The organism is Nitratireductor aquibiodomus (assembly GCF_900105565.1).
GTDB classification, from domain to species: domain Bacteria; phylum Pseudomonadota; class Alphaproteobacteria; order Rhizobiales; family Rhizobiaceae; genus Nitratireductor; species Nitratireductor aquibiodomus.
This window is the reverse complement of sequence record NZ_FNSL01000001.1, coordinates 1,702,024-1,714,012: the sequence shown is the minus strand read 5'-3', so window position 1 is coordinate 1,714,012 and position 11,989 is coordinate 1,702,024. Positions and strand designations below refer to the sequence as shown.

The window sequence follows — 11,989 nt, the reverse complement described above, 5'->3', positions numbered from 1 at the left end:
AACACGCTTGCGTTTTGTGAAGGGTCAGCCGTTTTTGTTGCCTCGGCGACGCCATTCGCTCGCTGTCACGCCGAAGCGTTTGCGAAACGCGTTGGAGAGATGGCTGGCATCGGCAAATCCGCATGTCGCCGCGATGTCCGTAAAGCTGCGATCGGTGTGGCGTATCATCTGCTCGGCGGTTTCGATCCGCAGCATTCGCAAGCGCTCGAAAACCGTCATGCCGGTCTCCGCCCGGAAAACATGGTTCAGCGTTACGTGGCTCATGCCGGCGACCCGCTCCAGCTCCGGCATCGTTATCGTGTCCGCCATCCGTTCGGACAGGAGCGCGGTGATCCGGCTGACCAGAAGGGTGCGATGATCGGCCACGACACTTGAGCCGGGACAGGCTGAAAGCTCTTCGAGCGCGTGGCCGACAAGAGCGAGGCACTGACCCTCCTTGCGCAAAAGCGCGGCCGGGCCGCAGCGCTCGTCCAGCAGCATGTCCAGTTCGGCCCGTCCCGGCACGGGAAGGCGCAGACGCCGCAGCGGGCGCGTGGCGGGCAGCGCCTTTTCAAACTGATCGGAAAGGGCGGGGTCGAGGCGGGACATTGCGAGGGCTATGACGATGTTCGAGCAGCCTTCGCCTTTCTCCACGATCCGTTGCAGAGGCTTTCCGCCGGTCCGGATGATCCAGGCCTGACCACCGCCGATCTCATGCGCCGTGCCGTTGTGGCCGACAAGCTGCATCCGGCCCGAGAGATTGAAGGTCAAAAGCAGGTCGCCCGCCGGGCGGCGGACAATGTCGTCCTGCCGCATGTCCTTTGAGAAGTGGCTGCACGCCAGCACGAGCCCGGCCGTGATCCGCCGTACATCGACATGGGTTTTGCGGGGCAGGCTCGGCAGAGTGACGGTCGCCGTCGTTCCCGCCTCGACGGGTGTAAAGCGATGCGGCTCAATCAGGTTCATGCAAACATCCAGCGCAATCATCGGAACAGTCCGCGGGAACGGAAAGGTCCGAAAGCGGCGGGCCGGTGCTCCAACTATCAAGGTGCTCTAACTGTTACAGAGCGGGCTGGCAAATCAGGCTGGCTTGCCAAGTCTGAGCAATTTCTTCCTGAGTTGCAAGGCTGTTGACTGGCAGCGGCCTGTCTGGACCGCCCATTGATGAAATGCGGCCTGGCGGGAGGGGAAACCATCGGAGGCGGATGGCAACGCGCCCCGTCTGTCTTTCGGGGTGGGGGAGAACCGTTTCCGGTTCTCCTGAAATTCCTTTAGAAATTCACCTTCATGCCAATTCCAATCTCGCGCGGCGCGATTATCGATGCCGAAGGCTTGTTTGCCATTCTGTCGAAAGATTTCTGGATCGGCGCGCGATTGTCGAAGATGTTGTTCGCGAAGGCGAATATCTCGTAGTTCTCGGTGGGCTTGTACGACATGCGGACATTCGCGATGTAATAAGAACCGACGCGATAGTCGATCTCGTTGATGTCGTTCGAGAAATAATCGTCCGTGAAGCGCAGGTCGCCGCTCACGCGGAACGTATCGGTCACGTCCCAGTCGGCGCCCACATTGAACATGTATCCCGGAGCCTTGGCGAACTCCTTGCCCTCGAACGCATTGCCACGGTAGTCGGCAAACCGTGTGATGTCGGTGCGCAGAAGACCAAGACCGCCGCGCAGTCGCAGATTATCGAGCACCTGATAATCGGCGCTCAGTTCCAGCCCGTAGGCGTCGGCGCGGTCGGCATTGATGATGATCGAGCCAAAGGGGCGCCCGTCAGGAAGATAATCCGTGACCGAGCGCTGCGAGCCCTTGTAGCGGGTGTAGAACAGATTGCCCGTGATCGAGAGGCGGTTGTCGAGAAGATTGGCGCGCGCGAAAAGCTCGTAATTCCAGGCGGTTTCCTCATCGAACGTGTAGTATTCTCCGCCACGGAAGTTCACGCCCGTACCGCCGGGAAGATAGCCACGGCTTATCAGACCGCCGACGGTGAAATCGTCGGTCACGTCATAAGCCAGGGAGATGCTGGGCAGGATGGCGTCAAACGTCTTTTCGTAGTCATGCCGCACGCCGGGGACATAGCTCGAAACCCCGTCATGTCCGATACGGTCGTTCTGGTAGCGAAGGCCGCCAGTCAGCGCCCAGCGTTCCGCAAGACGCCAGTTCACCTCCGAGAAGATGCCGACGCTCTGATGCGTCAGGTCGGCATCGGCTGAGCCGAGAACATTGTTGAACCTGTTGTGCGTCCTGTCATTGGAATAGTAGATGCCGGCAACGCCACTCCAGACGGAATCCTCATTGCCGAAATTGACGCGAAACTCGTTCGAGAGATTTTCGTAGTCGCGGCTTGCCAGACCGGAGAACGGTGCGGCAAAGGCGAAATCATAGGTTCCGTCCGAATATTGAAGCTGGTTCCTCAGGACCACATCGTTGCCGAAATCATATTTCAGATCGAAAATGCCTGTGTCGGTTCGGGTTCTGACGCTGTCGACATAGATGGTCTCGTTTTCGAGATTGTCGTAGGGATAGGTCGCGGCCTCGTCGGATGGGCGTTTGATCTGTGTGCGCGAATAGGTGAGCTTTGCCTGCAATCCGGGTATTTCGCTTGGCTCCCACAGAAGCTTCATGCGCGCATTGATGTCCCGAAAATCCTGATCCATATCGCGTGCGGTGAAGGCCGGATTCGTGTAGTCGATGAAGGTCTCGCGACCGCTGTAATCGAACGCGAAGCGCGCTGCGAGATCCTGCATGATCGGCCCGTTGGCCATGAAGGAAACACGCTTCTTCTCATAACTGCCATAGAGAACCTGGCCGGCCAGTTCCTGCGTGAAGGTCGGATCTTTCGTGTTGACGATGACCGCGCCCGCCATGCTGTGTGCGCCCTGCGTCGTGGTCTGCGGCCCGCGGAAAACCTCAATGGAATCGACGTCCCACATGGACGCCGCTCCGTAGTCCAGTTCGGACGGGTTGAGATAGCGGCCATCGACACTGATCGTCGCGCGCGGGATCGGCTTGGCGAGATAGGCATTCCCCTTCACGATAGGGCCTTTGGTGTCGATGCCACGAATGATCGGCGCATCGACATTGTTCGTGAACAGCACGTTGGGAATGCCCTGAAGCATGTCCGCAATGGTTCCCGCGTCGGGCTTCTGCTCAATATCGTCTGCCGTTACCACGGAAACCGAAACGGCAGTGTCCTGCAGCGAACGATCCATTTTCTGCCCGGTCACGGTTATGGCTGGCAGGGTCGTTGTCTCGGCATAGCCGTTTTGCTCCTGCGCAACTGCCACTCCCTGCAGGGCGCCCGTCGAACATGCGGTGAGTGCGGTGGTCAGCAACAAGCGGCGGCAATCAGCAATTCTTCCGGCCCCAATGCGGTCCCCAAGGCTCATTTCTGAGTTCCTTTCCAGCGTTTTTGGATTTTCTTGATTTTCCGGAACTGGCTGGGGTGTTTCGCTTGAAAAAACCGTTGCTTGTTCGGGATTGAAGCTTAGTCCCGTATGTGTTTCGCCTCTCCCCGAAGCCGCATGCCGGACGCTTGAACCTGGACCCGCAAACGGCTGCTGCATGCGCGAACGGATGTCTTCACGTACAAACTCTGAGGATGAGGGAGCATTGCCCCCGTGCGTGGAATCGATATTAGTTTATATATACTAAACTAAAATGTGATACTGGTCAATGTGAAGGCTGGAGATCTCGCCAATCGGCATAGCGAAGCGCAGCATTGCTTGAGGCGCGGATTGTGTCGCCCTATGGTCCCGCATTGTCAGCAGCCCGGGTCAGCAGTCCGGGTCAGTAATCTGGCGCGTACGGCTTGCCACCGAAGAAAGAAGCGCATGAACAGTGAAGAAACACCGCCTGCGCGGGGGCGCCCGCGGACCATTACCCGCGAACGCCTTGCAGATGCGGGTATCGAAATGGGTCTGCCCGATCTCACCATCGTAGGCGTTGCCAAACGCCTCGGTGTGAGCCAGATGGCGCTCTACAAGCGGATCGAGAATCTTGCTGCACTCAAGTGCCTGGTCGCAGAGGAAATCTTCGAGCGATGGCCACTTCCGGAGACGCATGGCAAAGGCTGTGAGAATCTGGAGGGCTACCTTGCCGCGTTCAGCGAATCCATGTGGCGGCTCATCGGCGCCCATCCCGGACTCGCGCCCTTCCTGCTCCGCCGCGACACGATAACACCGCCCATGATGGCAAAGATCGATGCCCATCAGGTGCATGTGGCGAACGCGTATGGAATCTCCAGATCGCGGTCGCACTGGCTGCTTTTCACCATAGCCTATCACTGCGTCGCATTGGCCGATACCGTGCGCGAGGATGCGCAGAGCATCACCGCTCTTTCAGGCGACAAGCTCGCCGGGACGAAGGGACTGGATGCGATAGACGCCGAACATGCGCTCGGCGTCCGTGCCCTCATCACGGGGGCGCTGAAGCTCCTCGAACAGGCCGACATACCATTGATTGACGATATGCGGTGACGCCGGGTCTGCTTCAGATAGCATGACCGGTCATTCACCATAGCCCCTGATGACATCGTCGATCATCAGTTCCAGGGAAGTCACACTGGCGGCCGTCACATACCAGGCCTCCGCATCCACGAAGATCACGCGCCCGTTCTTCCAGGCTTCGGTCTGGCGCAGCAGCGGGTTGCCCATGGTTTCGGCATTCAGGGTTGGACGCTGTTCCATCACCGCCGTCCGGTCGATGATAAACAGAATGTCCGGGTTGGTTTCCTGAATGAACTCGCTGGAGATCGGCTGTCCGTGAAGACCGGCTTCAGCTTTCTCGCTCGCCGGTTTCACGCCGAACGCATCGAACACGAAGCCATAGCGCGATTGCACGCCAAACGAGCTGAAGGCACCATTGTTGTGCATCACGATCAATGCCTTTTCGGGGCGATCCTTCGTGACCTGTTTTACGTCTTCCAGCTTTTTGTCGAGGGAAGCCGCTTTCTCATCCGCGATCTTCTCTTTGCCGAACACCTGCCCCAAAGTCGCGAGATGCTCTTTCACCACCTCCACATGATCGTTGGCGCTGTTGCGGTAGTCCACATCGAAATGAATGGTCGGAGCGATGCTGCTCAGTTCCTCATAATGCTGCGCCTGTAGCGGCGAAATCAGAATAAGGTCGGGCTTCAGTGCATGAACGCTTTCCAGATTGGGTTTGACGATGAAGCCCAGATCGGCCACCGCCTCATCGTCCTTGTACTTCTTGAGAAAGTGCGGAACGAAATCCTTCACCGTTCCGGCAACCGGCACGCCGAGCTGGTCGAGGAAATCGACCTCGTTCATGTCCAGTGCGGCGACACGTTCGGGCCGCTTCCCGATCACCGTCTCGCCCAGCCCGTGCGTGACCGTGATCGGCGCGAATGCACTCGCGGCCTGCTCGTCTGCGGCAGGTTGCGCCGGGGCTTCCGCCGCCTTGTCATCGCACGCCTGAAGGCCGAGAACGGCAGCCAGCAGAAGGGCGGAGGCCCAACGCCCGCGCTTTGTGTCCAGCATCATCATATGTCTCCTGTTGAGGTGAGGTGTTTCGTGGTCGTCATGCCGTGCCTCTCCTGCGCATCACCAGCGCGAGGAAATAGGCTCCGCAGACGAAATTGATGAGGATGCCGACCGTGGTCTTGTGATCGAAGACATGCTCCACCAGAAGCTGCGCGAGGATGAAAACGGCCATTGCCGTCGCACAGCCCAACGGCAGCGTGATGCGGTGTTTCATGGTTCCGGCCAGCGCATAGGCGATGTTGGCCACGAAAATGCCCATGAAGGCGGTGGGGCCGAGAAGGCTGGTGGAGACGGCCACGAGAATGGCGATCAGGGCGAGCAGGAATGTCACCTGCCGCTGATAATCCACGCCCAGCGAGATGGCGTGATCCCTGCCGAGCGCGAGAATGTCGAGTGTCGGCAGCATCCTGTAGACGAGGATGCACACCAGCCCCACAAGCGGCACGGAATAGACCAGTTGCGCGGCGCGCACCCGGTCGAAGGACGCCTGGCTGAAACCCTGAAAGATGGCGAATTCGCCGGGGCTGATCTTGAGTTGCAAGAACTGTGTGAAGGTGCTGATGACCATGGTCAGCACCAGCCCCAGAAGAAGCAGGAAATAGACATTGTTCCTGCCATCCCTGAAGAGCCAGCGGTGGATGCTCCAGGAATAGGCGAGCATGAGCAGGATCGAGATGGCGATGTTGCCGTGTTGGCCGAGAAGCGCCAGGCTCTGTGTGCCCAGAAGCAGGATCAGGAGGGCCTGAAGAAAAAGATAGACCGCCTCATAGCCCATCACGGCCGGCGTCAATATGCGATTGCCGGCAATGGTCTGGAACAGGATCGAAGAGACAGCCACGCAGGTGCCGCCAAGGCCGATGGCCGCCAGCCGAACCAGCCGCCTCGGGATCACATAGTCGAAATCGAAGCCGGATCGCAGCAGAACGAGCGTCAGCGCCAGAACGATCACGGCGGACCAGAGGGCAAAGGGGCGCGCCAGCCTCTTCATCGGTTTTTCCTGATGATGAGCGCGAGAAACACAATGCCGCCTATGCTGCCCGCCGTAAGGCCGATAGGCACCTCATAGGGGTAGATGAGCAGCCGCCCGAGAATGTCGCAGGCAAGCAGAAGCGATGCGCCGCCCAGCGCCACGAGCGGCAGGGTTCGGCCAAGATTGTCACCCCGGTAAAGCGCCACCAGATTGGGAACCACGAGGCCGACGAACGGGATCGTTCCGACCGTGATGACCGTTGCCGAAACGGTGATGGCGACCAGAAGCAGGCCGAGCGTCACCGTTGCCGAATAGCTGAGGCCAAGGCTTGTGGCCATGCCTTCGCCCATGCCCAAAATCGTGAAGCGATGGGCAAAGAGATAGGTAACGGCGACAATCGGCAGGATAAGATAGACGATCTCGTAATTGCCCTGAACGATCTTTGAAAAGTCGCCGAGGAGCCACCCCTGCATGCTCTGCAATATGTTGTTCCGGTATGCGTAGAACTCGGCAATGGCGCTCAACACGCTGCCATACATGAGACCGATGACCGGAACGAGCACCGTGTTGCGGAACTGGATCCGGCGGATGATCGCGACATAAATCAGGCTTGCGCCGAAACAGAAGACCAGCGCAAGCAGCATCCGTGTCGTGGCACCGGAAGCGGGAAAAGCGATCAGCGCCACCAGAATGCCAAGCTTGGCGGCATCAAGCCCGCCGGAGGTTGCCGGTTCGACAAATCTGTTGCGCACGATCTGCTGAAGGATGACGCCGCAGATCGAAAGCCCGACGCCGGTCAGGACCAGCGCCGCAAGGCGCGGGAAGCGGCTTGCCGTCAAAGTCAGCCAGGCATCGTCGTCGAGTGCGAGAACGTCGCTCCACGCAACCTGCTTCACGCCGACCAGGAGGGAGGCAACGCAAAGGCTGAGGAACAGGAGAGGGAAGGCCGCGCGTGTCATGGTCCGCCTGGGGTCATACGAATGGGGCCTGATCCTAAGGTGTGGCGGCGATATGCCAGCCCTTCGCCGCCTGCCGCTGTTTCAGAAAGCGGGCATAAAGCCCGTCCTGAGCGCGCAGTGCATCGTGCGACCCTTCTTCACGGATTTGTCCGGCATCGAGCACCACGATCCGGTCGGCCATGGCGAGGGTTGAAAGCTGGTGTGCGATCACGATCAGGGTGCGCTTGCCGCGCAGGCGCGACAGCGTTTCGGCGATTGCCGCCTGATTTTCCGCATCGAGCGCAGCCGTGGCTTCGTCGATCAGAAGGATCGGCGCATCCTTGATGAGCGCACGGGCAATCGAAATGCGCTGGCGCTCGCCGCCGGAGAGACGCGCGCCGCCTTCGCCCACGACCGTCTCCAGCCCATCCGGCATGCGCGCGACAATTCTCTCCACACCGGCCTGCCTGATCGCCTCCGCCAATTCGGCATCGCTTGCATCCGGCCTGCCGATGCGGATGTTCTCGGCAATCGTTCCCTGAAACAGATAGGTGTCCTGGAAAATCTGGCTGATCTGGCCGGCAAGCCGCTCGCCTGTCATCTCGCGCACATCCACCCCGCCCACCAGAATACTGCCGGTCTCCACATCGAAGAAACGTGCAACCAGCCGCATGAGCGTCGTTTTGCCCGAACCGGACGCGCCCACCAGCGCGACCATACTGCCCGGCTCAACCTTCAGATCGATGCCCTGCAACAGAGGAGGCTGATCGGTTGCATAGCGGAAGGTGACATTGCGCAGCTCGACGGAGGCGTCCTTCGGCTCGCGGGGCGCTTCCGGCTCGGCGAGGGGGCTGATTGCCAGTATCTCGCGCACCGCCTCAAGCTGGTTGCGCGCGCCGCGCAGCGCCTCGCCATAGCCCGCCACGTCCAGAAGGGGCTCCACAAAACGGTTGGACAGAAGCAGGGCCACCACCAGCCCGATCACCGGGCCGGCTTCCTGCCCTGCGCCGAGGCGCGCCTGAATGTCCAGCACAGCAACCATGAGCAAAGCCGCCAACACGGCCTGCACCACCCATGAATTGAGCACGACGGAAGCGGTCGACAGCAGGATCAGCTCTCTGCCGGACCGGCGTTGCCGGTCGATGGCCTGTTCGAGGAAACGGGTGCCGCCGCCTTCACCGTTGAAGGCCCGCAACACCGATTGCGCCTGTGCGAACTCGATCATGCGCTGGCTCGTCCGGGCGGCATTGCGATGATAGGTCTCGTCTGCACGTCTCCCGAAACGCGCCGCGATCACGAACACGGCGGAAAACACGGGAAGCGCCAGAAGTGCGATCAGCCCCATCTGCCATTGCAGCGCAAACAGCACCACCACGATGACGACCGGCGTCACCGCGCCGCTGAAAACAGGCGTGAAGACATGGGCGGGCAGTTGCGCGATCTCCATCATGCCGTTGGAAACCGAATGATTGAGGCGGGCGGTGTTTTCCGGGGTAAACCAGCCGATCGGGAGGCGGGCAACGTGATCGCCGATGCGATGCCGAGCGCCCTGCAATACGGCGATGCCCACTCCGATGCCGGCCTTCTCCACCTGCCGTCGCCATGCCCAGCAGGCAACGACGCCGACAAGGAGCACGCACAGCCAGAGCGCCGATCCATGCGTGTCACCGGCCAGAAGCCGCGTCAGAACCGGCACCAGAGCCGCAATGGTGAGGCCACTCAGAAGCCCGTAGAGCACCGCCATCCATACATAGCGGCGGAAAATGGGCGCATCTTCTCCAAGAAGCTGGATGAAGGTTCTCATCATGGCGCCACCGCCTCTTGCACGGCATCGGCATAGCCGCCCGATTGCCAGAGCCGGGCATAGGCTCCGCCGGCGGATAGCAATTGCGCGTGGGTGCCCTGTTCGCGGACCGCGCCGTCTTCCATCACGACAATCCGGTCCGCGTGCATGATGGTGTCGAGCCGATGCGCGACGACAAGCAGCGTGCGCCCGCGCGCCATGCGGGAAAGGGCCTTTTGTATTGCCGCCTCGTTTTCGGCATCGGCGGCGGATGTCGCCTCGTCGAGCACCAGAACGGGCGGATCCAGCAAAACGGCGCGGGCGATGCAGATGCGTTGCTCCTCGCCGCCGGAGAGTTTTGCGTCCTCGCCCACGACCGAGTCATAGCCGCGCGGCAAAGCCAGAATGCGCTCGTGAATGCTGGCTGCTTGTGCCGCCGCCTCCACCTGCTGCCGGCTGGCGCAAGGCCGGCCGAGCGCGATGTTGTCGTAAACGCTCGCGTTGACAAGCCGCACGTCCTGCAGAACGAAACCGATGGATCGGTAGAGCTGCGAGGTTTCGATCAGACGCAGATCCGCACCGCCGAGCAGAATGCGCCCTTCCGTTGGATCGAAAAACCGCAGAAGCAGACGCGCGAGCGTCGATTTGCCCGCCCCCGATGCACCCACAACCGCAGTGACGGTGCCGGGCGCAAGTGTGAGATCGATGCTGGAAAGCACCGCATTCTGCCCGTCATAGGCATAGCCGACATTCTCGAAACGGACCTCCGTTCCGGCAGGAACCTGCAGCGTTCCCGGAGCGGGTTGTTCCAGACGTTCGGTTTCAAGCAGCGCCTGCACGCGCTGCGCTGCAGCCGTGCCATTGGCAACGCCATGCGAAATGAAACCGAGCAGCATTAACGGTCCGGAAATGCCGGGTGCGATCAGCGCGAAGGGCAGCACATCGACCGGCGCTATCCAGCCGAGGCTCACGAAAAGAGTGCCGAATGCCAGCACGACACCAAGGACCGTCACCGGCGCGATGATCGCATTGGCGTTGGCCAGTGGCGCGACAAGAGGCTGGGTGAAGCTCAGAAACGCTTTCGTAAAGGCGTCCACCGCCTCGCGATATGCGCCATGCGCCTTGCCGCTGACGCCGAAAGCCTTGACGACCGGAATGCCGTTTACGAACTCGATCACCGCATTGTTGATCCGCGCCTGGCCGGTGACGAATTGTGTCATGCGCTCTTCGCTGATGGCCTTCTTCGCCGCGCCGAAGATCAGATAGTAGAAAGGGAAGGGAAGCAGCGAGGCGATCGCCATGCGCCAGTCCACGACAAGCATGTAGACGACGGAGAACAGGATCGCGCCCCCGGCGCGCCCGAGCGTGGTGTAGTAATGCGCGGTCAGTTCATGCAGCGTGCCGATGTCGTCCTGCATCGCTTGTTTGACTTCGCCCGACGCTCGGCTGCTGAACCAGCCGAGAGGCACACGGGAAAGCCGCTCCACCAGCGCACGCCGCAGACCGTGGGTCAGGCGGTTGTCAGCCAAATGCGCGGCCAGTTCGCCAGCGGCGATCAGCGCCAGTCCAAGGAAGAGGCAGGCGAGGCTTGCCAGCGCGATGAGCCAGATGCCGCCTGGCGCACCCTCTGTTCCGGCTCCGTTAATGGCGATCTTTGCGATTTGCGCCATTCCCGCCAACGGTGCCAGCGTGAGCATCGAGCCCAAGCCCGTCAACGCGATAGCAACAATCAAACGACCACGAATTGGGCGCAGCAATTCGCGGATGGGACTTGAGCCTTGGAGTTTCACTGGGTTCGTAAGTTCAGCATTGTTTTTGTGTGCAGCCCTGAACAAAACCACCGGACCGACCGGGTACGGGAGGGGGAAAAGGAGAACTCTTCGCTGTTGGCTGCGCGCAGGAAAAACTGCGGGTGGCTTGCCTCACGTAAAGCGCGAGCGGCGTAATTTGTTTATATCGAATAAACTAAAAAAACATCAGGGTCAACGGATCGTTCATCCGCCGCTCGCCAATAGAGCAAAGCATTATCCAGTGGCTTTTGGTGATTTTTTGATCGACGTTCATGGCTGCGAGATCGAGACGGGCGCGGTGTGGAACAATGAGGCAGGCCAGACCAAAGATGATGCCCGACACCGGGCGATCATGCTGACGGCGCTGACTGCATTGGCTGGCGGCGCGCTTCTGCAGTCGGATCGCTCTTCTGCACAAGGGGCGTCTCGTTGCCAGGGGCCGTGGCAGCACATGCTAAATGGGTGCGTTTTCCAGAACTTCACCATGTATGTTTGCTCTGTCTTTGGGGCTGGCTGCCGTGCAATGCCTGATGCGAAACGCGATGCAATTTAGTCTGTTATCAACAAACGAGTGCTTGTCGCTGATCAATGGTTGTTGAAGGTGGGTGTCTGATTTTTATGGCGGCAAACACATTGCGTATGGGATGCGCCCTTCGGACTCCAATGGCGGAAAAATAAAGATGACAATAAAAGTCATATTAAATACAATGCACAGTTTCAGGGTGGCATTTTCGAGGGCGGCACTTGCCGGAAGCTTTGCAGGGTTTGATCAGACGGGATATCGCGTCGGATAGCGCGAGTGGATATGTCTTGACCCGACAGATCAGGGCGGGTCTGCAGGCCAGTTTCTGTGATGTCACTTACACGCGTGATACTATCTTGCGAGCGGATGTCCCGCCGTCTGTTTTCATTGGTGTCCTGGTTGGTCGCGATGCGTCAAACCTTCGTGTTTCGGGGACCGGAACAGTAGACATCCTCCCACATATCCCGCTTGTGGCCCGCCTTCCCACTGAGCGGGAATG

At 60.0% G+C, this 11,989-nt stretch carries 9 protein-coding genes; 2 read left to right on the top strand and 7 right to left on the bottom strand.

The window, feature by feature from the left end:
• Nucleotides 1-24: 24 nt before the first annotated feature.
• Both BLW55_RS08110 and BLW55_RS08105 read right to left on the bottom strand, forming a co-directional pair.
• On the bottom strand, nt 25-945 hold the full coding sequence (locus BLW55_RS08110; protein ID WP_244509016.1) for a helix-turn-helix domain-containing protein: 921 nt from the start codon (nt 943-945) through the stop codon (nt 25-27).
• A gap of 305 nt (nt 946-1,250) precedes the next feature.
• A complete protein-coding gene (locus tag BLW55_RS08105) occupies nt 1,251-3,371 on the bottom strand; it encodes a TonB-dependent receptor (RefSeq protein WP_090328111.1) in 2,121 nt (706 codons plus the stop codon).
• Nucleotides 3,372-3,815: 444 nt separating this feature from the next.
• Between BLW55_RS08105 and BLW55_RS08100 the strand changes: the two genes are divergently transcribed.
• Nucleotides 3,816-4,460, top strand: coding sequence for a TetR/AcrR family transcriptional regulator (locus BLW55_RS08100; RefSeq protein ID WP_090328109.1), 645 nt, complete (start codon nt 3,816-3,818; stop codon nt 4,458-4,460).
• A gap of 30 nt (nt 4,461-4,490) precedes the next feature.
• Here BLW55_RS08100 and BLW55_RS08095 read toward each other — a convergent pair whose 3' ends face one another.
• From BLW55_RS08095 to BLW55_RS08075, 5 genes are read right to left on the bottom strand one after another with little or no spacing between them, the layout of a single operon-like run.
• Entirely contained in the window at nt 4,491-5,486 is a 996-nt protein-coding gene (locus BLW55_RS08095; RefSeq protein WP_090329925.1) for a siderophore ABC transporter substrate-binding protein, read from the bottom strand.
• A 37-nt stretch (nt 5,487-5,523) separates the two neighbouring features.
• Nucleotides 5,524-6,474 carry an iron chelate uptake ABC transporter family permease subunit gene (locus BLW55_RS08090; RefSeq protein ID WP_090328107.1) on the bottom strand — a complete coding sequence of 317 codons (951 nt, stop codon included), beginning with the start codon at nt 6,472-6,474 and terminating at the stop codon, nt 5,524-5,526.
• Nucleotides 6,471-7,415 carry an ABC transporter permease gene (locus tag BLW55_RS08085; RefSeq protein ID WP_090328104.1) on the bottom strand — a complete coding sequence of 315 codons (945 nt, stop codon included), beginning with the start codon at nt 7,413-7,415 and terminating at the stop codon, nt 6,471-6,473. Before BLW55_RS08085 ends, BLW55_RS08090 begins: the two co-directional genes overlap by 4 nt.
• A 34-nt stretch (nt 7,416-7,449) precedes the next feature.
• The gene (locus tag BLW55_RS08080; protein ID WP_090328102.1) at nt 7,450-9,201 is read right to left on the bottom strand and encodes an ABC transporter ATP-binding protein; all 1,752 of its coding nucleotides are present in this window, start codon (nt 9,199-9,201) and stop codon (nt 7,450-7,452) included.
• A complete protein-coding gene (locus BLW55_RS08075) occupies nt 9,198-10,847 on the bottom strand; it encodes an ABC transporter ATP-binding protein (protein WP_210184096.1) in 1,650 nt (549 codons plus the stop codon). Before BLW55_RS08075 ends, BLW55_RS08080 begins: the two co-directional genes overlap by 4 nt.
• Here BLW55_RS08075 and BLW55_RS20775 point away from each other — a divergent pair.
• Nucleotides 10,822-11,520, top strand: a complete 699-nt coding sequence (locus BLW55_RS20775) for a hypothetical protein (RefSeq protein ID WP_177174987.1) — start codon at nt 10,822-10,824, stop codon at nt 11,518-11,520. The genes BLW55_RS08075 and BLW55_RS20775 overlap by 26 nt on opposite strands.
• Nucleotides 11,521-11,989 lie beyond the last annotated feature (469 nt).

Bases quoted from the DNA above. Each gene is read 5' to 3' on its own strand.
- BLW55_RS08110 (WP_244509016.1), bottom strand. From the start codon at position 945: ATGAACCTGATTGAGCCGCATCGCTTTACACCCGTCGAGGCGGGAACG.
- BLW55_RS08105 (WP_090328111.1), bottom strand. From the start codon at position 3,371: ATGAGCCTTGGGGACCGCATTGGGGCCGGAAGAATTGCTGATTGCCGC.
- BLW55_RS08100 (WP_090328109.1), top strand. From the start codon at position 3,816: ATGAACAGTGAAGAAACACCGCCTGCGCGGGGGCGCCCGCGGACCATT.
- BLW55_RS08095 (WP_090329925.1), bottom strand. From the start codon at position 5,486: ATGATGCTGGACACAAAGCGCGGGCGTTGGGCCTCCGCCCTTCTGCTG.
- BLW55_RS08090 (WP_090328107.1), bottom strand. From the start codon at position 6,474: ATGAAGAGGCTGGCGCGCCCCTTTGCCCTCTGGTCCGCCGTGATCGTT.
- BLW55_RS08085 (WP_090328104.1), bottom strand. From the start codon at position 7,415: ATGACACGCGCGGCCTTCCCTCTCCTGTTCCTCAGCCTTTGCGTTGCC.
- BLW55_RS08080 (WP_090328102.1), bottom strand. From the start codon at position 9,201: ATGATGAGAACCTTCATCCAGCTTCTTGGAGAAGATGCGCCCATTTTC.
- BLW55_RS20775 (WP_177174987.1), top strand. From the start codon at position 10,822: ATGGCGATCTTTGCGATTTGCGCCATTCCCGCCAACGGTGCCAGCGTG.
- BLW55_RS08075 (WP_210184096.1), bottom strand. From the start codon at position 10,847: ATGGCGCAAATCGCAAAGATCGCCATTAACGGAGCCGGAACAGAGGGT.